24 protein-coding genes are annotated in these 24276 nt (G+C 43.9%); 19 read left to right on the top strand and 5 right to left on the bottom strand.

Translation table 11 applies throughout. The features are described 5' to 3' along the window. The first annotated feature begins 401 nt into the window (after window positions 1-401). The 14 genes from ilvD to ilvA all read left to right on the top strand — a co-directional run bounded on the left by ilvD (window position 402) and on the right by ilvA (window position 14406). Window positions 402-2084 (top strand): dihydroxy-acid dehydratase, encoded by a 1683-nt coding sequence (ilvD, locus tag FFF34_000120; GenBank protein ID TSD67922.1) that lies wholly within the window; start codon window positions 402-404, stop codon window positions 2082-2084. A 38-nt stretch (window positions 2085-2122) separates the two neighbouring features. After that, entirely contained in the window at window positions 2123-2854 is a 732-nt protein-coding gene (locus FFF34_000115; protein TSD65841.1) for a hypothetical protein, read from the top strand. 36 nt (window positions 2855-2890) lie between these two features. Further along, window positions 2891-4630, top strand: a complete 1740-nt coding sequence (gene ilvB / locus FFF34_000110; protein ID TSD65840.1) for a biosynthetic-type acetolactate synthase large subunit — start codon at window positions 2891-2893, stop codon at window positions 4628-4630. A gap of 52 nt (window positions 4631-4682) precedes the next feature. Continuing rightward, the gene (gene ilvN / locus FFF34_000105; GenBank protein TSD65839.1) at window positions 4683-5288 is read left to right on the top strand and encodes an acetolactate synthase small subunit; all 606 of its coding nucleotides are present in this window, start codon (window positions 4683-4685) and stop codon (window positions 5286-5288) included. Between the two features lie 190 nt (window positions 5289-5478). After that, window positions 5479-6537, top strand: a complete 1059-nt coding sequence (gene ilvC, locus FFF34_000100; GenBank protein TSD65838.1) for a ketol-acid reductoisomerase — start codon at window positions 5479-5481, stop codon at window positions 6535-6537. Window positions 6538-6621: 84 nt separating this feature from the next. After that, a complete protein-coding gene (leuC, locus tag FFF34_000095; GenBank protein TSD65837.1) occupies window positions 6622-8028 on the top strand; it encodes a 3-isopropylmalate dehydratase large subunit in 1407 nt (468 codons plus the stop codon). Between the two features lie 11 nt (window positions 8029-8039). Beyond that, entirely contained in the window at window positions 8040-8339 is a 300-nt protein-coding gene (locus FFF34_000090; GenBank protein ID TSD65836.1) for an antibiotic biosynthesis monooxygenase, read from the top strand. Continuing rightward, complete coding sequence (gene leuD, locus FFF34_000085; GenBank protein TSD65835.1) at window positions 8329-8916, top strand: 3-isopropylmalate dehydratase small subunit; 588 nt, start codon at window positions 8329-8331, stop codon at window positions 8914-8916. Before FFF34_000090 ends, leuD begins: the two co-directional genes overlap by 11 nt. Window position 8917: 1 nt before the next feature. Beyond that, window positions 8918-9706, top strand: a complete 789-nt coding sequence (locus tag FFF34_000080; GenBank protein ID TSD65834.1) for a methyltransferase domain-containing protein — start codon at window positions 8918-8920, stop codon at window positions 9704-9706. Window positions 9707-9717: 11 nt separating this feature from the next. Beyond that, window positions 9718-10794, top strand: a complete 1077-nt coding sequence (gene leuB / locus FFF34_000075) for a 3-isopropylmalate dehydrogenase (protein TSD67921.1) — start codon at window positions 9718-9720, stop codon at window positions 10792-10794. A 16-nt stretch (window positions 10795-10810) separates the two neighbouring features. Beyond that, window positions 10811-11182: a hypothetical protein gene (locus FFF34_000070; GenBank protein ID TSD65833.1), complete on the top strand. Its 372-nt coding sequence runs from the start codon at window positions 10811-10813 to the stop codon at window positions 11180-11182. After that, window positions 11179-11937, top strand: coding sequence for a methyltransferase domain-containing protein (locus tag FFF34_000065; protein TSD65832.1), 759 nt, complete (start codon window positions 11179-11181; stop codon window positions 11935-11937). The genes FFF34_000070 and FFF34_000065 overlap by 4 nt, the downstream gene beginning before the upstream one ends. Window positions 11938-11985: 48 nt before the next feature. Next, complete coding sequence (locus tag FFF34_000060; GenBank protein ID TSD65831.1) at window positions 11986-13152, top strand: 2-isopropylmalate synthase; 1167 nt, start codon at window positions 11986-11988, stop codon at window positions 13150-13152. A 3-nt stretch (window positions 13153-13155) separates the two neighbouring features. After that, on the top strand, window positions 13156-14406 hold the full coding sequence (gene ilvA / locus FFF34_000055) for a threonine ammonia-lyase IlvA (protein ID TSD65830.1): 1251 nt from the start codon (window positions 13156-13158) through the stop codon (window positions 14404-14406). Window positions 14407-14595: 189 nt separating this feature from the next. Here the strand turns inward: ilvA and crtI are convergent, their stop codons facing one another. Continuing rightward, complete coding sequence (gene crtI / locus FFF34_000050; protein ID TSD65829.1) at window positions 14596-16083, bottom strand: phytoene desaturase; 1488 nt, start codon at window positions 16081-16083, stop codon at window positions 14596-14598. 74 nt (window positions 16084-16157) lie between these two features. Between crtI and FFF34_000045 the strand changes: the two genes are divergently transcribed. Genes FFF34_000045 through FFF34_000030 form a run of 4 tightly spaced genes read left to right on the top strand, consistent with a single transcriptional unit; the run spans window position 16158 to window position 18490 of the window. Continuing rightward, window positions 16158-16991 carry a phytoene/squalene synthase family protein gene (locus FFF34_000045; GenBank protein ID TSD65828.1) on the top strand — a complete coding sequence of 278 codons (834 nt, stop codon included), beginning with the start codon at window positions 16158-16160 and terminating at the stop codon, window positions 16989-16991. 58 nt (window positions 16992-17049) lie between these two features. Further along, complete coding sequence (locus FFF34_000040; protein ID TSD65827.1) at window positions 17050-17574, top strand: hypothetical protein; 525 nt, start codon at window positions 17050-17052, stop codon at window positions 17572-17574. Next, complete coding sequence (locus FFF34_000035) at window positions 17574-18257, top strand: lycopene cyclase domain-containing protein (GenBank protein TSD65826.1); 684 nt, start codon at window positions 17574-17576, stop codon at window positions 18255-18257. The genes FFF34_000040 and FFF34_000035 overlap by 1 nt, the downstream gene beginning before the upstream one ends. Next, window positions 18254-18490: a cytochrome b5 gene (locus FFF34_000030; GenBank protein TSD65825.1), complete on the top strand. Its 237-nt coding sequence runs from the start codon at window positions 18254-18256 to the stop codon at window positions 18488-18490. Before FFF34_000035 ends, FFF34_000030 begins: the two co-directional genes overlap by 4 nt. A gap of 261 nt (window positions 18491-18751) precedes the next feature. Here the strand turns inward: FFF34_000030 and FFF34_000025 are convergent, their stop codons facing one another. Both FFF34_000025 and murB read right to left on the bottom strand, forming a co-directional pair. After that, on the bottom strand, window positions 18752-19288 hold the full coding sequence (locus FFF34_000025) for a sigma-70 family RNA polymerase sigma factor (GenBank protein ID TSD65824.1): 537 nt from the start codon (window positions 19286-19288) through the stop codon (window positions 18752-18754). Between the two features lie 271 nt (window positions 19289-19559). Then, window positions 19560-20579 (bottom strand): UDP-N-acetylmuramate dehydrogenase, encoded by a 1020-nt coding sequence (gene murB / locus FFF34_000020; GenBank protein ID TSD65823.1) that lies wholly within the window; start codon window positions 20577-20579, stop codon window positions 19560-19562. 179 nt (window positions 20580-20758) lie between these two features. Here murB and FFF34_000015 point away from each other — a divergent pair, with 179 nt between their 5' ends. Beyond that, window positions 20759-22072, top strand: coding sequence for a sugar MFS transporter (locus FFF34_000015; protein TSD65822.1), 1314 nt, complete (start codon window positions 20759-20761; stop codon window positions 22070-22072). Here the strand turns inward: FFF34_000015 and FFF34_000010 are convergent. Then, a complete protein-coding gene (locus FFF34_000010) occupies window positions 22062-22502 on the bottom strand; it encodes a fatty acid hydroxylase (protein ID TSD65821.1) in 441 nt (146 codons plus the stop codon). The genes FFF34_000015 and FFF34_000010 overlap by 11 nt on opposite strands. A gap of 119 nt (window positions 22503-22621) precedes the next feature. Further along, the gene (gene lpdA / locus FFF34_000005) at window positions 22622-24025 is read right to left on the bottom strand and encodes a dihydrolipoyl dehydrogenase (GenBank protein TSD65820.1); all 1404 of its coding nucleotides are present in this window, start codon (window positions 24023-24025) and stop codon (window positions 22622-22624) included. Window positions 24026-24276: the final 251 nt, after the last annotated feature.

Below are 24276 nucleotides of genomic sequence, written 5' to 3'. Positions count from 1 at the left end.
GCGATGGGTTTAAAACCAATTGACAAAATGCTACAATGAGGTAACTCCTACCGGAGCATTAAAAGCTCAACTCACAATCCCTAAACCCCCATTTCACGCCGAATTTCGCCAACTTGCTATGCATGCATAAAAAACATACCGAATACCGTTTTAAACTTTGGTATAAGTAGTTAAAAATTATATTCTATATTTACAACATATATTAGAATTAAATATCGAATATTAAATAAAAACAATACAAAATAGTTTTTTTCACTTTTTTATTTAGGCTATTGTTATTCCTTACTGCTATATCTAACTTACAAATACCAAATCACAACCCTAAGTATTAAACAATTTTTGTGATTACGATAAAACGTAAAAATTAAAAAATGAGTTCATCATCAGATACCTTGCAAGCTGTGGAATTGAATAAATACAGCAAAACACTTACCCAGGACCCTACCCAACCCGCCGCGCAGGCAATGCTTTATGGCATTGGTTTAACCGACGATGACATGAAAAAAGCGCAGGTAGGCGTAGCAAGTATGGGTTATGATGGCAATACCTGTAACATGCACCTTAACGATTTAGCCAAGCTGGTTAAACAAGGAATATGGGACGAGGACCTGGTGGGCCTTATCTTTCATACCATTGGCGTAAGCGATGGCATGAGCATGGGTACCGATGGCATGCGTTATTCGTTAGTTAGCCGCGATGTTATTGCCGACTCGATTGAGGCGGTTTGCGGCGCACAGTACTACGATGGTTTAATCACCCTGCCGGGTTGCGATAAAAACATGCCGGGCTCGGTTATAGCCATGGGCAGGTTAAACCGCCCATCAATAATGGTGTATGGCGGTACTATTAAGCCGGGGCATTACAAAGGCGAAGACCTGAACATAGTATCGGCTTTTGAAGCCCTGGGCCAAAAAATAGCAGGCAACATTACCCCCGAAGATTTTATGGGTGTTGTAAAAAATGCCTGCCCAAGCGCAGGTGCCTGCGGTGGTATATATACCGCTAACACAATGGCTTCAGCTATCGAGGCTTTAGGCATGAGCTTGCCCTACTCATCATCAAACCCGGCATTAAGCGACGAAAAGAAGGCGGAGTGCCTGGCTGCGGGTAAGGCCATCAGAATATTGTTAGAAAAAGACATTAAACCGTCGGACATTATGACCCGCGCGGCTTTTGAAAACGCTATAGTTACCATAATGGTGTTGGGCGGAAGTACCAACGCGGTGCTGCACCTTATAGCCATGGCTAAAAGCGTGGGTGTAAAAGTAACCCAGGACGATTTTCAGGCGGTGAGTAACCGCATACCTGTTTTGGCCGATATGAAGCCAAGCGGCAAATACATGATGGAAGACTTGCACAAGGTAGGCGGTGTACCGGCTGTAATGAAATACCTGTTAAAAATGGGTTGGATAGATGGCAGTTGCCTAACGGTTACCGGTAAAACCATTGCCGAGAATTTAGCGGATGTGCCCGAGATAAACTTTGACACGCAAAAAATAATTATGCCGGCCGAAAACCCTATTAAGGCAACCGGCCACTTACAAATATTATATGGCAACTTAGCCGAAGGCGGCAGCGTTGCCAAAATTAGCGGTAAAGAGGGCGAGCGCTTTGAAGGCCCTGCCCGCGTTTTTGATGGTGAGTTTGAATTAATAAACGGCATTACCAGCGGCCATGTGCGTGCCGGCGATGTTGTAGTGATACGTAATATTGGGCCTAAAGGCGCGCCGGGCATGCCCGAAATGCTTAAACCCACAGGTGCCATCTTCGGTGCCGGCTTAGGTGCTTCGGTAGCGTTAATTACCGATGGCCGCTTTAGCGGTGGTACACACGGCTTTGTAGTGGGCCACATTACGCCCGAAGCGTACGATGGCGGCTTGATAGGGCTGGTAAAGGATAATGATATTATAGAGATAAGCGCTATTACCAATACCATGGTGCTAAAGGTATCTGACGAAGAAATTGCGGCCCGTCGTTCAAAATGGGTAAAACCCGAATTAAAGGCTAAAAAAGGGCTGCTATACAAATACGCCAAAACCGTGAGTACAGCTGCCGAAGGTTGCGTAACAGACGAAATGGCTTAAACACTAATTAAACACCAACTGACTATCTATTTATATCAATGTCTGAAGAAAAAGTTATAAAGCATGCCGGCAAAGCGGTGCATATAATAAAAAATAAAGAAAAGAACTGGTTGGGAAAGGCTAAAGAACTTGCCGAAGAGATAGCCATCATTGTTTTTGCAGTAACCATTACGCTGGCATTACATAACTGGAACGACGAGCGGCATGAGCATAAAATGGAAAAGGAGTTTTTAGAGGGCATTAAAGATGATTTAAAGCGCGACGCTGAAAACATAGGTAATGTGGACGAAATTAATAAAACAGCAAGCTATTATGATGAGGCCTGGAAACAGATATCGTCAGGCAAAGTAGATGCGGCTTATATTGATACCAATAGTTATCAGCTGAGTAATACCAGCTTTTTAACTTTTGATAACGCGCGCTTTGAAGGTTTTAAATCATCAGGATATTTGCGGTTGATAGAGAATAAAACGTTACTGCAGCACCTTACCTATTTGTATATGAGCTATATACCATTTGAGGTAAATGCCGATGCGATGTTTTACAACGAAAGGCGCCAGGGTTATAATACTTACATTGGTGTAAAGGCGCCAATGGATGCTAACCAGGTAACGCAGGTGTCTAAAATTGTAAACGACCCGGCAGTACGGTACCAGATAGCCTGGTATGGTACTTACCTGCGCGAGCGTATAAGGCATAAAAAACAGCTTGCTGCAAAAATGAATAAAATGGCTGCCGAGATAGAGGAAGAGCTAAAAAAGAAGGATTGATGCGCGTGTTTGATTAATATTTGGAATTAAAAGATTATGGAAATTGCACAACAGGAAGTATTAGTACCGGCTGCCAAAGCGCAAGCGGTAAAGTTATCAGGATCCGAAGCATTGTTAGAGGCACTGATAGTAGAGGGGGTGGATACCATTTTTGGTTATCCGGGCGGTGCTATTATGCCTATTTACGATGCCTTGTATGATTATAACGACAAGCTGAACCATATACTGGTACGCCACGAGCAAGGCGGCATACATGCCGGCCAGGGCTATGCGCGCACGTCTGGCAAAGTGGGTGTGGTATTTGCTACCAGCGGCCCCGGTGCTACCAATTTGGTTACCGGCCTGGCCGATGCGCAGATAGATAGCACTCCATTGGTTTGCATTACGGGCCAGGTGTTTGCACACTTGCTGGGTACCGATGCCTTCCAGGAAACAGATGTAATTAACATAACCACCCCGGTTACCAAATGGAACTACCAGGTAACCGATGCTACCGAAATACCCGAGGTGTTAGCCAAGGCCTTTTATATTGCCAAAAGCGGCCGACCAGGGCCTGTTTTAATTGATATCACCAAAAACGCGCAGATACAAAAATTTGATTTTGAAGGCTATGTAAAATGTAACCACATACGCAGTTACAGGCCAAAACCTATTGTTCGCCCGCAATACATACAGCAAGCCGCCGAACTGATAAACCAGGCTAAAAAACCGTTTATTATTTGGGGCCAGGGTGTAATATTAGGCAGCGCCGAGCAGGAGTTTAAAGCCTTTGTCGAAAAAAGCGGCATCCCTGCAGCATGGACCGTTTTAGGTGCAGGTGCTATCCCAACAGATCATCCATTAAACGTGGGGATGCTGGGCATGCACGGCAACTACGGGCCAAACGTGTTAACCAACGAGTGCGATGTGCTAATTGCCATAGGCATGCGTTTTGACGACCGCGTAACCGGCCGTTTAGATAAATACGCTAAACAGGCAAAGGTGGTACATTTAGATATCGACCCTGCCGAAATAGACAAGAATGTTAAAAGTACCGTACCCGTTTGGGGCGATTGCAAAGAAACCCTGCCGCTCCTTACCGCTTTGGTTGAAGAGAAACAACATACCGAGTGGTTAGCAAAGTTCAACGATTATACCCGCCAGGAGGTTGAACAGGTTATTGAAAAAGAACTTAACCCCACCACGGACGAGATGACCATGGGCGAGGTAATTAAACAACTGAACGAAATTACCAAAGGCGAAGCTGTTATAGTAACTGATGTGGGCCAACACCAGATGGTAGCCTGCCGCTACGCGCAGTTTAACAACACCCGCAGCAACGTTACCAGCGGTGGCTTAGGTACCATGGGCTTTGCCCTGCCGGCCGCCATAGGCGCCAAATTTGGGGCACAGCACCGCACTGTAGTAGCCATTATTGGCGATGGCGGTTTCCAGATGACCTGCCAGGAGTTAGGTACCATTATGCAAAGCGGTGTTGATGTAAAGATCATCATCTTAAACAACCGTTTTTTGGGTATGGTGCGCCAGTGGCAAGAGCTGTTTAACGAGCGCAGGTACTCCTTCGTAGATATACAGAGCCCCGATTTTGTGGCGCTGGCAGCAGCTTACCGCATACCCGGCAAAGTAATAGACGACCGCAAAGACCTGCCATCGGCACTTAATCAAATGCTGACCAATAAGGGCTCGTTCCTTTTAGAAGTGATGGTAACCAAAGAGAACAATGTGTTCCCGATGGTACCGCAAGGTTGCAGTGTAAGCGAGATAAGGTTAAAGTAAGCCTCACCCGGCCTCTCCAAAAAGGAGAGGAGTTTAAAACTAAGACAACACAATGGAAACTCAGGATAACGAAAAGCAGGAATACAACATAACGGTTTATACCGAAAACCAAATAGGTTTGCTAAACCGCATTGCCATTATATTTACCCGTCGTAAGATCAATATTGATAGCTTAAACACCTCCCCTTCGGAGATTGAGAGCATACACCGCTTCAACATTGTAATAACCGAGTCGGAAGAGGTGGTGCGCAAGCTAACCCGCCAGATAGAGAAACAGGTAGAGGTGCTAAAGGTATACTACCACACCAACGCCGATGTAATTTGGCAGGAACTGGCCCTTTACAAGGTATCTACCGATGTTATTGCCGAGAAGGTAAGCGTAGAGCGTTTGCTTCGCGAAAATGGCGCACGCGTGGTAGTTTTGCGTAAAGATTACACCGTTTTTGAAACAACCGGGCACCGCGAGGAAACCGACAACCTGATAAGCATTTTACAACCTTACGGATTGATAGAATTTGTACGCAGTGCAAGGGTTGCCATCATCAAAGACAGCGATGGGTTCAACTCTAAACTGCGCGAGTTTGAAAGACTGGAACCGGGCGAGGATGTGGTAGAAAATGAATATTTAAACAAGGGCCAAAAAGTGTTTACCATGTAAATACCATTTTTGTGCCTTGTATATGTGGTAGATTTTTTTATATTAGTAAACACGCTAAGTGTAAAAAAAACGAAAAAAATGGAAAAAATCACCTTAGACCAACAAAAAAAGAGAATCAATTATAGTCAACAATAAAAAATAAAATTACCGGCTAATAAACCAAACCGGTGAAATCACAAATCAAAAAACAATGGCAAAATTAAATTTCGGCGGCAGTGAAGAAAATGTAGTAACCCGCGAGGAGTTCCCTTTAGCAAAAGCTCAGGAAGTGTTAAAAAACGAAGTTGTAGCTGTAATTGGCTATGGCGTTCAAGGCCCGGGCCAGGCGCTCAATCAAAAAGACAATGGCATTAACGTAATTGTTGGCCAGCGTAAAAACTCAAAAACATGGGATAAAGCTGTAAATGACGGTTTTGTACCCGGAGAGACCCTTTTTGAGATTGAAGAAGCCCTTGAAAAAGGAACTATCATCTGCTACCTGCTTAGCGATGCAGCCCAAATTGAACTTTGGCCAACTGTTAAAAAACACCTTACACCAGGCAAAGCATTATACTTTTCGCATGGTTTTGGTATCACCTTTAAAGAGCAAACCGGCATCATCCCTCCTGCTGATGTGGATGTATTCTTGGTTGCCCCTAAGGGTTCCGGTACCTCATTACGCCGTATGTTCCTGCAAGGCCGTGGCTTAAACTCAAGCTATGCTATCTTCCAGGATGCTACCGGTAAAGCTAAAGACAGAGTAGTTGCCTTAGGTATTGCCGTAGGCAGCGGTTACTTGTTCGAAACCGACTTCAGAAAAGAAGTTTATAGCGACCTAACCGGCGAGCGCGGTACGCTAATGGGCTGTATACAAGGCATTTTTGCCGCACAATACGAAGTTTTGCGTGCAAACGGCCACTCTCCATCAGAGTCGTTTAACGAAACTGTAGAAGAGTTAACCCAATCATTAATGCCTTTAGTTGCAGAAAACGGCATGGATTGGATGTACGCCAATTGCTCAACTACAGCACAACGCGGCGCTTTAGACTGGTGGAAAAAATTCCGTGATGCTACCAAACCTGTATTTGAAGACCTTTACAAAAGCGTTGCTACAGGCGTTGAATCACAAAAATCAATCGACTCTAACAGTAAAGCAGACTACCGCGAGAAATTAGATGCCGAATTAAAAGAACTACGCGATAGCGAATTATGGCAAGCTGGTAAAACAGTACGCAGCTTACGCCCTGAGAACCAGGCCATAGAAGCATAATTTTTAGTAGCGGTAGCAGTTTTAAGTGGCAGTCTTCAAACTGCTACCGCCACTGCTACTACTACTTTTACTAATAAAAATACAATGGGACAGACATTATTCGACAAGATTTGGGATGCACACGTCGTCAGTAGCAACGAGGGTTTTCCTGATATTTTATACATCGATACGCATTTTATACACGAGGTAACCAGTCCGCAGGCATTTGATGGCTTGCGCGCCAGAGGGTTACCGGTTTTCAGGCCAAAACAAACCGTTGCCACGGCCGATCACAACGTCCCCACCTGGGACCAGCACCTTCCCATTAAAGAAGAACTTTCCCGCTACCAGGTTGATATGCTCACCAAAAACTGTGCAGAGTTCGGCATCGAGCTTTATGGCTTAGGGCATCCATTCCAGGGTATTGTACACGTTATAGGGCCCGAATTAGGCATTACACGCCCCGGTGGCACTTATGTGTGCGGCGATAGCCATACTTCAACACACGGCGCCTTTGGTGCCATAGCGTTCGGTATAGGCACATCACAAGTAGAGCAGGTAATGGCTACACAATGTTTACTACAATCGCGCCCCAAAAGGATGAAGATTGAAGTAAATGGCAAATTGCAAAAAGGCGTTGGTGCAAAGGACATCATCCTTTACATCATATCGCAAATATCAGCCGCTGGTGGTACCGGGTACGCTGTAGAATATGCCGGCAATACCATCCGCTCGTTAAGCATGGAGGGCCGCATGACCATTTGTAACATGAGCATTGAAATGGGTGCGCGTTGCGGATTAATTGCACCTGATGAAACCACTATAAACTACGTAAAAGGCCGCGAGTTTGCCCCTAAAGGCGAAGAATGGGACAAAGCGGTAGCTTACTGGCAAACACTGTATTCTGATGAAGATGCAAGTTTCGACAGTGTTTTAAGCTTTAAAGCCGAAGATATTGAGCCGATGATAACCTACGGGACAAACCCCGGAATGGGCATTGGTGTTACACAGCATGTTCCAAAAACTGCGTCGTTTGAGCAAAAAGAGCAAGGATCGTACAAAAAAGCCCTTGATTATATGGGGCTACAGGATGACGAGCAATTGTTGGGCAAACCTATTGATTATGTATTCATTGGCAGCTGTACCAATAGCCGTATAGAAGACCTGCGCGAAGTTGCCCAATTTGTAAAAGGCAAGCATAAGGCCGATAATGTTACCGTTTGGGTAGTACCAGGCTCAAAACAAGTACAAGAACAAGCCATCCGCGAAGGTTTAGATAAGATATTTGACGCGGCGGGTTTCCCATTACGCGAACCGGGATGCAGCGCATGCCTGGGTATGAATGAAGATAAAATACCTGCCGGAAAATACTGCGTATCTACCTCAAACCGCAATTTTGAGGGACGCCAGGGGCCAAATAGCCGCACTTTTTTGGCAAGTCCGTTAACGGCAGCAGCTTCGGCTGTTACAGGTGTTGTTACCGATATAAGAACGTTTTTAGCCGAGGAGTAATTGGTAAGCTAATGATATTAGAAGTAGCCATACTAAATGTGATTCCGGGCCTTGAGGATGACTTTTTGAAAGCATTTGAGCAAGCCCAGCCTATCATATCAAGTATGGCGGGCTATGCATCGCATCAATTAAAAAGATGCTTAGAGAATGCAAGCCGTTTTATACTACTGGTTGAATGGCAGAAACTTACAGATCATACAGTAGGCTTCAGGCAATCTAAAGAATATCAGGAATGGAAAGCGTTGTTACATCATTTTTACAACCCATTCCCCACTGTTGAACATTACGAAAGTGTAAATTATGGCAACTAAAATTTTTAAACATATACAAACCAGCGTGGTGCCTTTACCTATCGAGAACATCGATACGGACCAGATCATCCCTGCTCGTTTTTTAAAGGCCACCACCCGCGAGGGTTTTGGCAATAACCTGTTTCGCGATTGGCGTTTTGATAACGAAGGCAACCCTAAACAGGATTTTGTACTTAACGACCCAACTTTCAGCGGTAAAATACTGGTTGCGGGTAAAAACTTTGGTTGTGGCAGCAGTCGCGAACATGCCGCCTGGGCCCTTGCCGATTATGGCTTTGATGCTGTAGTAAGCAGCTTTTTTGCCGATATTTTTAAAGGCAATGCCTTAAACAATGGCTTATTACCGGTACAGGTAAGCGAAGACTTTTTGAAAAAGCTATTTGACGCAGTTTTCGCGGATCCAAATGCTGTGATAGAGATTGACCTGGTAGACCAGTTCATTAAAATCGTAGCTACAGGCGAGCAGGAAAGCTTTGAGGTAAATCCTTACAAAAAAGCTTGTATGACAAATGGTTATGATGATATCGACTATATATTGAGTAAAAAAGAGTTGATAGAGGAATTTGAGGCCAAATAACGTGAATAAAGAAATTAAAAGAGAAGGCGAAGGTACTGCTAAATTATTTGACGAACGCAGCCTTGAAGCTGACTATGCTACCCTGCCCCCTCTTTTAAAACAAGGTTGGCGTGTGTTAGATGTTGGCTGCGGCACAGGCGCTATCTCAAAAGGAATAGCACTAAAGTTAGGCTCGGCCGGGCATGTTACAGGTATTGATAATACGGCATATTTTATTGAAAGTGGGAAAAGCACCTATGCCGATGTTAAGAACCTTTACCTGATACATACCGACTTGTTTGCCTATGAGCCGCAAGAAAAATTTGATCTGATTGTAGCCGCAAGGGTTTTACAATGGCTAAACAACCCGTTAAAGGCTATAATTAAGCTTAAAAGCATGTTAAAGCCGGGTGGCATATTATCTGTTTTAGATTATAACCACGAAACCTTAGAATGGCAGCCACAACCGCCAGTAAGCATGAGTCGTTTTTACGCAACCTTTTTAAGGTGGCGAAGTGATGCGGGTATGAGCAACCAAATGGCTGACGAATTAGGGCCGCTATTTAATGAAGCAGGCTTAAGTGATGTAGAAGTGCTGGAAGCTAACGAGTTATACAAAAAAGGCGAGCCGAACTTTTTAAAGAAGATAGGCATTTGGTCGTCGGTAGCTAAATCAACCCAGATGGTTGAGGAAGGTTACATTGATGACACCGATCGTTTACAGGCAATTGAAGATTATAATAAATGGATTGAAAGCGACGCGCAACTGATGATAATGAAACTAAAAGAAGTGCGCGGGACTAACAAATAAACATAATGGGAATTAAAAAACACATATTAGTAATACCCGGCGATGGTATTGGCCCCGAGGTAACAACCTGGGGTAAAGCTGTATTAGAGGCAATAGGGCAAGATTTCGGCCATGAATTCACTTTTGATGAAGCCCTGATGGGCCATGCCGGAATTGAGGCCACTGGTGAACCTTTACCTGACGAAACACTGGCTAAAGCAAAAACAAGTGATGCTATTTTATTTGGCGCCATCGGGCATATTAAATACGATAACGATCCGTCTGCCAAGGTTAGGCCCGAGCAGGGATTACTAAAAATACGCAAAGAGCTTGGCCTATATGCCAACCTGCGCCCCATTATGCTTTTCGACGAGCTTTTAGATGCATCAAGCCTAAAGCCTGAGATATTAAAGGGTACAGATATCCTTTTCTTTCGCGAACTGACCGGTGATGTATACTTCGGCGAGAAAAAACGCAGCGAAGATCGTAATACCGCATCCGATCTAATGATCTATCATCGTTACGAAGTAGAACGTATTGCTAAAAAGGCTTATGAAGCTGCACGTGTTCGTGGCAAAAGGTTATGCTCGGTTGATAAGGCTAATGTATTAGAGGCATCGCGCTTATGGCGCGAGGTCGTTCAGGAGATAGCTAAACAATATCCTGATGTAGAAACAGAGCACATGTTTATTGATAACGCTGCTATGCAATTAGTTAAAAACCCTAAAAAGTTTGATGTTGTACTAACAGCTAATCTTTTTGGCGACATTTTAACTGATGAGGCATCGCAAATAGCAGGATCAATGGGCATGCTGGCCTCGGCATCAATAGGTGATGGTACAGGTTTCTTTGAACCTATACATGGTTCGGCACATGATATTGCAGGACAGGATAAAGCCAATCCGCTGGCTTCCATCCTATCAGTAGCATTAATGCTCGAGATAAGCTTTGGATTAAAAGAGGAAGCAAAAAAAATAACATCGGCAATTGATAAAACCCTTAAAGATGGTTACCGCACAGGTGATATTGCAGATGCAAATACCGATAAAGGAAAGATTTTAGGCACAAAGGCTATGGGGCAAAAAGTATTGGCTTATTTGCGTGCTTAATTTATAACTTAGGCTAATGAGAGTTTTAAAGATCCTCGCTTTAATATTGTTTCTGTTTTGCGTGTTAAAAACAGGGCGCGAGGTTAAATCTTTTATTCGCCTTGAAGGGCAATTATTAGGTGATACTTTTAGCAACGGATATAAAGAAAACAGCTTTTTATTTGCCATACTGGGTCTGCAAATTATAGGCGTTTTGGCCGCAATAAAGCACCGATACAGGTTTAATTATATTATGCTGATGGTGTTGGCTTTATTAAGCTGCATAGTATTAGCTGCTACATTAACACTTGATAGCATCTTTCAGATACAATCGTTACCTAATGTGCTATTTATATTGGTAGCAATTATATATGCCGCCATATATGTTAAAAAATACAATGTAATATGAAATGGAACGCCGAATTATATGATGATAAACACTCCTTCGTATTTCAATACGGAGAGAATGTATTGGAATTATTAAACGCCAAAGCAGGCGAGCGTATCCTTGACCTTGGCTGTGGCACAGGTTACTTAACCAGCCAGATACAGCAACAAGGCGGTATTGTTACCGGTATTGATGCATCGCCGGAGATGGTAACAAAGGCACATGAAACCTACCCCGATGTAGATTTTTTTGTGGCGAATGGTGCCGATTTCCACTTCGACCAAAAGTTTGACGCCGTGTTTAGCAACGCCACGCTACATTGGATAAAAGATGCTGATGCCTGCATAAAATGCGTGTATAACGCCCTTAAACCCGGTGGCCGCTTTGTAGCCGAAATGGGTGGCAAAGGCAATATGGATCAAATGATTGCAGCTACAAGGGCCGTGTTAGAAAAATATGGTTACAATAACGTAGATGCTGCAAATCCGTGGTATTTCCCTTCAACAGCCGGATACGCTACAAAGCTGGAGGCACAGGGATTCAGAGTAACCTTTACAGCTCATTTTGACCGCCCCACTTTGTTACAGGATGGGCAGGACGGTGTCACTAAATGGCTTAAAATGTTTGGCCCATCGTTTTTTGCAGAAGTACCTGCAGATAAATTAGATATGATATTAAACGAGATAAGCCAGCTATTAGAGCCGGATTACAACAACAACGGCGAATGGTATGCCGATTATAAGCGATTAAGATTTACAGCGATAAAAGAAATATAATAGCAGTAATTGCTATAAACAGCACTAAATAAATAAAAAGGAAAGATTATGTTACACGACCCAAACCGCGTTTATGTTTTTGATACCACGCTTCGCGATGGCGAACAGGTACCGGGATGCCAGCTGACAACCCCTGAAAAGATAGAGATAGCCCGCGAGCTGGAAACGCTGGGCGTGGATATTATAGAAGCCGGGTTCCCGGTATCAAGTCCGGGCGACTTTAACAGCGTTGTAGAGATATCAAAAGCGGTAAAAGAGCCCATTGTTTGCGCGCTTACCCGTGCCAACAAAAACGATATTGATGTAGCGGTAGAATCGTTACAATACGCTAAGCGCCCCCGTATACACACAGGCATTGGTGCATCAGATACACACATCAAATTAAAGTTTAACAGCACCCGCGAAGAGATATTGCAGCGTGCGGTTGATGCAGTTGCCTATGCCAAAAAATCGGTAGAGGATATTGAGTTTTATGCTGAGGATGCCGGCCGTGCGGATATTGTTTTTTTAGCGCAAATGGTTGAGGCTGTTATAGCTGCAGGTGCTACGGTAGTAAACATACCTGATACAAACGGCTATTGCCTGCCCGACCAATATGGCAGCAAGATAAAATTCCTGAAGGAAAACGTAAAGAATATCGATAAAGCCATCATATCTGTACACTGCCACAACGACTTAGGTTTGGCTACAGCTAACTCTATTGCAGGTTTACAAAACGGTGCAAGGCAGATAGAAGGCACTATTAACGGTATTGGCGAACGTGCGGGTAATACATCTATTGAAGAGGTGGTGATGATATTAAAAACCCACCAGGTACTTGGTTTATATACCCAAATCAACAGCAAGAATTTCTATGAAATGAGCCGCATGATAAGCAGCCAGATGCGCATGCCTGTGCAGGCTAATAAAGCCATTGTGGGCAGTAACGCGTTTGCACATAGCTCTGGTATTCACCAGGATGGCTTTTTAAAGAACCGCGAGAACTACGAGATCATTCGCCCGGAAGATGTGGGTTTCCCGAGTGCCAGTATTGTGCTTACTGCGCGTAGCGGCAGGCATGCGCTTAAGTTTCATTTAGAGCGACTTGGCCATAAATTAGATAAAGACGAACTTTACGAAGTATATCAGCGCTTTTTAACGTTAGCAGATAATAAGCTTGATATAAACGATGATGACCTGCAGGGCCTTATGGCGCATAAGCTGGTAAAAAATTAGATAATGGACACAGCAACGCAAAGCCGGTTAGATTTTGAATCTGCTTATAACAGGTTAAAAGATGTAGTAAGGCATACGCCTTTGGAGTACAACGCCCGCCTGTCTGAAAAGTACGAATGCGAGATATACCTTAAACGCGAAGACATGCAGATAGTGCGCTCTTACAAGCTAAGGGGCGCCTATAACATGATAAGTCGCTTAAGCACAGCGCAATTAAGCCGTGGTGTAGTTTGTGCCAGCGCAGGTAACCATGCGCAAGGTGTGGCTTTTTCATGCAAAAAACTGGGTACTAAAGGCGTAATTTTTATGCCCGAAATAACGCCCAAACAAAAAGTTAAACAAACCGAAATGTTTGGCAACGGTAACGTTGAATTGGTGTTAACAGGCGATACTTTTGATGATTGCCTGCGCGAAGCTTTGATATATACCGAGGCTAATGGCATGACCTTTATCCCACCGTTTGATAATGAGCAAGTAATTGAGGGACAGGGCACTGTGGGCGTTGAGATACTGAAAGACCTCCCCGACACAGAGGTGGTAATAATGCCTGTTGGTGGCGGCGGATTATCTGCCGGTACAGGTACTTATTTAAAACAGCAGAACCCTACTATACTGCTGATAGGCGTGGAGCCGGATGGTGCCCCATCTATGCTTACTGCGCTTAAAGAGGGCCACCCGGTAACCTTGGGGCAAATTGACCGTTTTGTGGATGGTGCCGCCGTAAAACGTGTCGGCGAAAAAACCTATCTGCTTTGTAAAGAGGCACTTGACGATATGCTTACCGTACCCGAGGGTAAGGTATGTACCACCATATTAAAGCTATATAACGAGGATGCCATTGTAGTTGAACCTGCCGGCGCACTGTCTGTTACCGCGCTGGATGCCTGTCGCGAGCAAATTAAGGGCAAAAAGGTAGTTTGTGTGATAAGCGGAGGGAATAACGATATCGACCGCATGCAGGAGATCAAGGAGAAATCGTTGCTGTATGAGGGTTTAAAACATTACTTTATCGTCCGTTTTCCGCAACGGCCGGGCGCACTTAAGTTGTTTGTTAACAACGTTTTAGGGCCTGGTGATGACATTACCCGCTTTGAATTTATCAAGAAAACGGCTAAAGAGAACGGCCCTGCATTGGTAGGTATCGAGCTGAAAAATGCCGAAGACTACCCTGCCCTTTTACAGCGAATGGAGGCACACCGCTTTGAGGTTATAGAGATAAACAAGGACGCTACCCTGTTTGAATACCTGGTGTAAATAAACTAATCGGGTTAAATTGCCTTCGTTTATTTTCCACACCTATACTTAAACGATTCCATTTTTTTCGTTTTTTTTGCGGATTTTTCGTTTTAATTCGTTTGGTGTGTGTAACTAATATATAATAATTTTTGGTTATTCCAAGCATTCGTTTTTGCAACTGCGTTTGGGGATTGTCTAAAAAATAATTTAATCTTCCTTCTCCAAAATTTTCATTGCCTCGATAGCGGCTATCTGGCCGGATATTAAGGCCGGGGGTACACCCGGACCAGGCACGGTTAACTGGCCGGTGTGCAACAGGTTTTTAATGTGTTTGGCACGCATGGCGGGTTTAAAAAACGCGGTCTGCGCCAGCGTATTGGCCAACCCATAGGCATTGCCTTTAAACGAGTGGTAATCGGCTTTAAAATCATCCAGCGCGTAGCTGCGTTTTACTACAATGCTATCCCTTAGGCTCTGGCCGGTAATATGCTCAAACCTATCTACCATCATATCAAAATAGTGCTCGCGGGTGGCGTCGCTATCAGGAAGGTTGGGTGCTATCGGCATTAAAAAGAATATGTTTTCGCCACCCTCAGGTGCAGCCTCCGCATCGGTTTTAGAGGTACAGCAAACATAAAACAGCGGCTTAGTAGGCCACTGCGGGTCTTTATATATCTCTTTAGCGTGCAGCTCAAAATCCTCATCAAAAAACAGGTTATGGTGCTGTATGCCCTCTATTTTTTTGTTGGTGCCTATATAAAACAACAGGCTGGATGGCGACATGGTACGCGTGTCCCAATACTTCTCTGTATAATTCCTATCAGGTTTGCTTAAAAGATACTGGTCGGTATGTTCGTAATCTGCGCCGGATATTACAAAGTCGGCCGCGAAACTGCCGTTATTGGTTTGCACGTTGCTTACCTGCTTATTTGCTACCTCAATTTTGCTTACTTCTGTATTCAGTTTTATCTCAACTCCGTAACTTTCGGCTATGCTCACCATGGCCTTTACAATCTCGTTCATGCCGCCCAACGGGTACCAGGTGCCCAAGGCCAGGTCGGCGTAGTTCATCATGCTGTACATGGCCGGGGTATCTTTAGGTGTAGCGCCCAAAAACAACACCGGGAACTCCAGCAGCTTGATCAGCTTAGGATTTTTAAAGTACTTGCGCACATGGCTGCTCATGCTGGTAAGCAATTGCATACTCACGCTTTTGCGTATCAGGTTAAGGTCAATAAACTCGGTGATAGAATGTGAGGGGCGAAAAACATACTCGCCCATGCCTACTTTATATTTATAAGCGGCCTGGTCTAAAAATGTGCGGAGCCCTTTACTGCTACCGGGTTCTATCTCGTCAAAAAGCTGCTCTAATTGGGCCATATCGGCAGGTACATCCAGTCCATCATCTTTACCATAGTACACACGGTAACCGGGGTCAAGGCGTTTTAGCTCGTAAAAATCAGCCGGTTTTTTACCAAACAGGGCAAAAAAGTTTTCGAACACATCGGGCATCCAATACCAGCTTGGGCCCATATCAAACTTAAAACCGTCTTTCTCCCAAACACGGGCACGGCCGCCCGGCTGGTCATTCTTTTCCAGCAGGGTAACCTTATATCCTTCTTTAGCCAATACACAGGCCGATGCCATACCTGCAAAACCCGCCCCTATTACTACAATATGCTTTTTGGTACCCATTTGCAGCCAAATTAAGCAAATACTTTCATCTCCGTAAAAAACAATACGATATTGATTTTGTACTTTTATCGCCAATGAACCTATTCGACCAAACGTGTTTTGAATGCAGTAAACTGATCACTACTAAATACAGTACATCGTTTAGCATGGGTATAGGCGCTTTTGATGAGCGCCTGCGTTTCCCTATTTACGCCATTTATGGCTTTGTGCGCTACGCTGATGAAATTGTAGACACATTTTATGACTACAACCAGCGCGAGTTGATAGATGAATTTAAAGCCGAAACATTTAAAGCTATCGAGCGTGGCATCAGCCTAAACCCTGTTTTGCAATCGTTTCAGCAGGTGGTTAACCAGTACGGTATTGATAAAGAGCTGATAGAGGCTTTTTTAACCTCCATGAAAATGGACCTGGATAAAACCGATTACGATAACGCCAATTATAAAACCTATATATATGGCTCGGCCGAAGTAATTGGGCTGATGTGCCTGCGTGTTTTTTGCGACAATGATACCGCGCTGTTTGACAGACTGGTGCCAAAAGCGCGCAGTTTAGGTTCGGCATTTCAAAAAATAAACTTTTTGCGCGATATTAAGTCTGACTATGAAGACCGGGGGCGCACGTACTTCCCCGGGGTTGATTTTACTAAGTTTACCGAGGCCGATAAACGTTTTATTGAGGCTGATATTAAAAAGGAGTTTGATGATGCCCTGGCAGGCATTAAGCTTTTACCGAAAGGCAGCAGGCTGGGCGTTTATGTAGCTTATGTATACTACCTGCAGCTGTTTAAAAAAATAAGCAGGATGCCGCCATCGGTTATTATACAAAAAAGGGTGCGCGTAAGCGATACCCAAAAGCTGGTGCTTTATTTTAAAGCTATGCTGCACCAAAAACTGAATAGGATATAAATGGTTATTACAAAATATGCCGATGCTGTTTGTTAAAGTAAGATACTTGCTAACCTTTATGCTTTTACTGTTTGTGGCCAACACAAACGCAAGGGTGAGGTTTGATGATACCGAACCAAATATACCCGCCATACGCAAACTGTTGGTTAGCGCCATTAAAAGCGGCAAAACTACCGACTCGTTGTACAACAGCCTGGGTGCTGTAAAAAACCGCTCGTCGCTTATTACGGGTTATATAGCCACGCTCGAGGCTTTAAAGGCCAAGCATACCTGGAACCCTTATTACAAAATTAAGTACCTTAAAGACTCCGAAAGATCGTTTAGCGCGGCAGTTGATACCGACCCGCACAACATCGAGATACGTTTTATGCGCTTTTCGGTAGAGCATAACGTGCCTGGCTTTTTGGGTTACAATAAAAACCTGGCGGCAGATAAAGCCGAAATGATCAAACAAATAGACAGGAAACATTATACCACTGCCGATAACCAGCTGGTAAAAACTATTATTAACTTTTTGCTCGAATCTAAACGGTGTACCCCTGCCGAGCATCAAAACCTTACACAGCATTTAGCCGCCTTATAGTGAAATACACCTACCTGCTCATCAACATACTTACCATATTTTTCCCGGTAGTGTTATCGTTTGATAAGCGTGTGCAATTTTTTAAAAGCTGGAAATTTATTTGGCCGGGCATGGCTATTACAGGTATAATTTTTTTGTTTTGGGACGTGCTGTTCACTATAAACGGTGTATGGTCGTTTAATGATAAGTACATTATAGGCATCAAGTTTTTTGGCTTGCCGTTGGAGGAGATCTTCTTTTTTTTAACCGTGCCCTTTGCCTGTATATTTATTTACGCTTGCTTAAATTATTATATAAAATGGCAGCTAAACACCGATGTTGCCCGCAGCATCAGCGGCCTGTTGGTGCTGGCATCGGCGTTTATATTGATGGGTAATTACAGTAAGCTGTATACCACCGTTACGTTTGCCCTGCTGGCGATAATATTGTTACTGCTGTTATTTGTATGGCGTGCGGATTGGCTCAGTGGCTTTTACAAGGCTTACCTGGTATCGCTTATCCCCTTTTATATTGTAAATGGCTTGCTTACCTCTATACCGGTTGTTTTGTACAACAACAATCAAAATTTAGGCTTTAGGGTGGGTACCATCCCTTTCGAAGATCATTTTTACAGTATGGCCCTTTTGCTGATGAACATTGGTTTTTTTGAATACTTTAAAAACCGTAAACAGCTTGCCGCATGATGGATTTGCCTATATACACCAAAAGCCAGCTGGCCCTGCGCAACGGGCAGGATAAACCCGAGATATGGGTAGCTTATAAAGGACTGATATATGATGTTACCGAAAGCCGCCTTTGGCGCAATGGCAAGCACTACGAGCACTGGGCCGGGCAAGACCTTACCGAAGAGCTACCCGACGCCCCGCATACCGAAACAGTTTTTGAGAAGTTTAAAGTGATAGGCAGGTTGGGGTAGCCTAATTTGCTTTTGCTACTGCGGGTTTGTAAGCCGTGGTGCTGCTTTTACCCACACGTCATTGCGAGGTACGAAGCAATCTCCCGACTATGCATGAGCGTTTGCCGGGTGGCTTGTCCTGTGTAGAGATTGCTTCGTACCTCGCAATGACGCTTTATTATGTTCGTTGCCGTCACCTCCAAACCCATATAATATATACCAACAAAAAAACCCGCCAAAAAAAGCGGGTTTCTTCATTTATATATGTTGAGTTTAATTTGATCAGTTTTCGGCGTATACAGGTTTAGCTATGCCGTTATCATAAGCTTTCAAATTTTTCTTCAATAGCTTGCGTGCTACGTGTATGCGCGTTTTAACAGTACCAATAGGTATAGTTAAGTGGTCGGCAATTTCGTGGTACTTATGGCCCTCAAAATACATGGTAAAAGGCACATAGTAATCAGCCGGAAGCCTGTCTAAAGCACGTTTAATATCATCCATCACAAACTTTGCCTCGCCCTGGTTTTTTGTTGAACTGAATACCAGGTTAGGAGATGATATCTCATCACTTTTGGTAACAAAAGTGCTCATCTTAACAAAACGGCGATAATTGTTGATAAACGTATTTTTCATGATGGTATACAACCACCCTTTCAAATTTGTTCCTTCTTTAAACTTGTTATAGTAAGTTATGGCTTTCAACATTGTATCCTGAACAAGGTCGTTAGCATCGTCTGCGTCGTGGGTAAAGTGTAAGGCGTATGACCTTAATGAACTTGCTTGACGTAATACCAGGGTGTTAAACTCAATCTTTGTCATTCTGTTAATGTTTTGTATTGATAGTTAGGCAAACAGCATACCAAAACAATAAAAACCACAATAACAGTTACACCGCACTGCAATACATTTAAAACAATAAAGAATATCAGAAAAGGTATAAAAATACCTAAATGGCTATATAATAGCTATTTAAGCGCAATTTAACCCACAATTACATTGACAACGGTGGCTATGCCTTATTTATACTTGATAAAAGTTTTAACTTACTGTAGTCGAGGCGACTATGAAATTAAATTATTAATTAAATTATTTAATTAATAATATTTACTTCGCGTTGTAGTGTAACGCCAAATTTAGTGTACACACTGTCTATGATTTGCGACGAAAGACTGTACACTTCTTCGCCCGTTGCACCGCCATGGTTAACTAACACCAGTGCCTGGTTCTTCCAGGTGCCGGTGTTGCCAATGGTTTTTCCTTTCCAACCACACTGCTCTATGAGCCATCCGGCGGCCAGTTTCACCTGCGCGTTGCCGGCCGGGTAGTTTACAACATCAGGGAATTTAGTTTGTATGGGTGCAAACTCTTCGGCACTTATTACCGGGTTTTTAAAAAAACTACCGGCATTACCAATGGTAGACGGATCGGGCAGTTTAGATACCCGGATATGTGATACCACTTGCGATACTTCCTTAATAGTAGGCTGGGTGATGCCCCGGCTGGCCAACTCCTGCTCTATAGCACCATACTTTAAATTTAAACGCGGCACCAGCGATAAATGAAACTTAACCGATACGATAATATACTGCCCGGCCAAGTCGGCTTTAAAAACACTTTCGCGGTAGCCAAATTTGCAATCGGCTTTGGTAAATGTTTTAAATTGGTGGGTGGCTATTTCAAATGCGCGGCAGCTTTCAAACACATCCTGCAGCTCTACACCATAAGCGCCTATATTTTGTATAGGCGATGCGCCTACCGAGCCAGGTATCAAACTCAGGTTTTCCATACCGGCGTATTCCCTATCCACACAAAAATTAACCAGATCGTTCCAAACTTCGCCTGCGCCTGCTTCTACATAAACATCACTATGGCTTATACGGTGCTCGATGCCCCTAATATTAAGGCGTATTACCAAGCCATCAAAATCTTTAACCATTAGCATATTACTACCGCCGCCTAATACCAGCCGTTTACGGCTTAGCCAAAACGGGTCGGCAAACAGTTCAGCCAATTCTTCGGGGTGGTTTATCTCTGCAAAATAGCGGGCATTGGTATCAATACCAAAAGTGTTAAAGTTTTTAAGTGATACGTTTTCCTGTATTTGCAGCATGTTTTTATTTCGGAGTTCGAATGGTCAATATCGAATTAACATCGGCGAATTTCGGAATTTTAATTGAATTAGGTTAAAAAATGATAATTTGTAAAAGCATCTTTAATTGCGATGCTTAATTTTCAACTTTTTTAATTATTTTAGGAACTTCAAACACTTACCACAAAAAATTAAAAACTATGGCAGTCGCAACCACAGCACCATCAATTAAAAAATCAGGGCTAAACCCTATTATTATTATAGGTGCTTTATTTTTCATATTTGGTTTTGTAACCTGGCTTAATTCGGTATTGATACCTTATTTAAAAATTGCCTGCCAGCTGAATAATATCGAATCGTTTTTGGTTGCGAGTGCTTTTTACATTGCCTACTTGCTAATGGCCAAACCATCGGCCTGGCTGCTTAAAATATTTGGCTTTAAAAACGGAATGGCTGTTGGCCTGTTTATTATGGCCATTGGCGCCTTAATATTTATACCTGCGGCGTTAACGCGTACCTATGCTGTATTTTTGATAGGCCTGTTTGTACAAGGCAGTGGTTTAGCCGTACTGCAATCAGCATCAAACCCCTACATCACCATTTTAGGCCCCGAAGAAAGCGCAGCAAAGCGTATCAGCATTATGGGGATATTTAATAAATCAGCTGGTGTGCTGGCTCCCATTGCCTTAGGCGCGGTTGTATTAAAAAACATAGATGAGTTTACCGCTAACCTGGCAAAACTAAATGCCACCCAAAAGATAGTTGAACTGAACGAGCTTGCATCAAGGGTGATCGTTCCTTATGTGCTGATAGTAATTGTATTGGTAGTACTGGCGGTGTTGATCTACTTTTCGGGCCTGCCCGAAATTGATACCGACCACGAGGATGAGAACGTAGCATTGGCCAATTCGGGCAAAACAAGCATAACGCAGTTCCCGCATTTAGTATTGGGTGTAATAGCGTTGTTCCTTTACGTCGGCACCGAGGTAATTGCCGGCGACTCCATCATCAGCTACGGAATGGCGCACCACATACCCTTATCAACCGCAAAATTCTTTGCATCGGGTACATTGGGCTGTATGGTACTGGGCTATGTAGCAGGCATATTGTTTATCCCTAAGTACATTACACAACAAAAGGCATTGGTTTATTCGGCACTGTTAGGTGCTATATTAACCACCGTGGCCCTGTTTGCCCCAAAATATGCTTCGATAGCCTGTATAGCCTTATTAGGCCTGGCCAACTCGCTAATGTGGCCTGCTATATGGCCATTGGCATTATCGGGTCTTGGCAGATTCACCAAGATAGGTTCGTCGTTATTGGTAATGGGTATTGCCGGCGCGGCAGTGTTCCCGCCGATATATGGTGCACTGGTAGATCATGCAAAAGCAACGGCCGGGATAGAGGCAGCATCGCAAACCAGCTACTGGATATTGCTGCCTATTTACCTGTTTATCCTTTATTACGCTGTAGCAGGATATAAGGTGGGGAAGAAATCGGCAGTTATTGTTTAAACCATTTCTTACCAGCCACCAACAACCCAAACTCTTCCGAGGGATTTTTCTCAGTTGATTTATGGTGAATTTTATGCGCCCTGCGGATGCCCATAAGGTAGCGGTTATTGCTTTTAAAGGCCTTAAAGCGGTTGTGTATAAACCAATCGTGAAAGATGAAGTAAATGGTGCCGTAGGTACTGATGCCCGTGCCTATCCAAAAGCGATAATCTAAAGTGGTGTGCCCGGTCCACATTAGCCCAAGGGCCAATACCGCAAAGCCGATGCTGAACAGGTCATTCAGCTCGAACCAGCCGTGTCGCTGTTGGTGGTGCGTTTTATGTATAAACCACAACGGCCCGTGGAACAAAAACTTATGCATAGCCCAGGAGGTTAGTTCCATCAGTGCGATGGTACCTATTACGATACCGGTGTTTAACAGTGCTTGCATTTTAGTGGCAGTTGCGGTAGCAGTTGCAGTTAAAAGTATAACTCAAGTTTCTTTGTCGCATTTATAATTAGTTGCAGCACGGGCAGTTAACTGCTACTGCAACTAACTACCGCTACTCCTTAAATATGTATCGCCCTATTCTCCGTTGCTGCTAAGCAGGCTTCGCGCATTGCCTCGGTATAGGTTGGGTGGGCGTGGCTGGCGCGGGTTACATCCTCTGCGCTGGCACGGAACTCCATGGCTATCACCGCCTCGGCTATCATGTCTGCCGCACGCGGGCCTATCATGTGCACACCTAATATCTCGTCGGTAGTAGCATCGGCTAAAACTTTCACAAAGCCGTCTAAGTCGCCGCTGGCACGAGCACGTCCGCTGGCTTTAAAAGGGAATGAACCTACCTTATATTTGGTACCTGCCTCTTTCAACTGCTCCTCGGTATAACCAACGGCAGCAACTTCGGGCCAGGTATACACTACACCTGGTATAAGGTTGTAGTTAATATGCGGTTTTTGGCCTGCAATAACTTCGGCAACAAAAGTGCCTTCGTCTTCGGCCTTGTGGGCCAGCATGGCGCCTTTTACCACATCGCCAATGGCGTAAACGCCTTTAACGCTGGTTTCCAGGTGCTCGTTAACCGTAATTTTACGGCCGCGCTCTTCAACGGTAATACCTATCTTATCAAGGCCTAAACCATCTGTATAGGCTACACGGCCAACGGCTACCATACAGTAGTCGCCTTTAAGTTCTTGTTTTTCGCCTTTAGGGTTATCAAAAGTAACGGTCACTTCTTTACCTTTAGCTGTAGCACCGGTTACCTTGTGGCCCAGGTAAAACTCCATACCTAATTTTTTCAGCACCTTTTGCAGTTCGCGGCCTAAGCCCTTATCCATAGTAGGGATAATGCCATCCATAAACTCAATTACCGATACTTTGGCACCCAAACGCGCGTAAACAGATCCTAACTCCAAACCAATAACGCCGCCACCTATTAATATAAGGTGTTTAGGTATTTCGGTTAAGGTTAAAGCCTCGGTACTGGTGATGATGCGTTTCTTATCTATCTTTAAAAATGGCAGGCTCGATGGTTTTGAGCCTGTAGCAATGATCACGTTTTTACCAGTAATTTCGGTAGCAGTACCATCTGCTTTGGTAACAATAATGGTATTTTTATCTTTAAACGAACCCACTCCTGTGTGCACGTCAATCTTATTTTTCTTCATTAGGTAGGTAATACCGCTGGTATTGGCATCAACCACTTCCTGTTTACGTTTTATCATCTGGCCAAAATCAATGCCCAGGTTATCCAGCTTAATACCATGCGTAGTAAAGGTATGCGCGGCGTTATGGTAATGTTCAGATGAATCTAAAAGCGCCTTTGATGGTATACAACCCACATTAAGGCAAGTACCGCCAAGGGTGTTATATTTTTCAATAATGGCGGTTTTCATCCCTAACTGGGCGCAACGTATAGCAGCTACATAACCACCCGGACCCGAACCTATAACGATAACATCATATTGCATAGTAGTATATTTTATGGCTGGCAAAGTTAAGTAATATAAAAGGCCTAATAAATAGGTATTTGATTAAAATGTTGGTGGGTTGACAGAGGAGTAATCGGAAAATGATGTGCAGATGTGCGGATTTCAAATATGTAGATGATTGCGTGATCAGCGAGGCTTCTTGATACCCGGAGTGGAGGCTGCTTAGGAGAATTATCGAACGAGCGGAAAGGCCCGACAAAAAACCAGGCCAAAAGGTAAAGGCCTGTGCT

Source organism: Inquilinus sp. KBS0705 (genome assembly GCA_005938025.2).
GTDB lineage: Bacteria > Bacteroidota > Bacteroidia > Sphingobacteriales > Sphingobacteriaceae > Mucilaginibacter.
The sequence above is the reverse complement of the archived record's forward strand: the minus strand, read 5'-3'. Positions and strand labels throughout refer to the sequence as shown.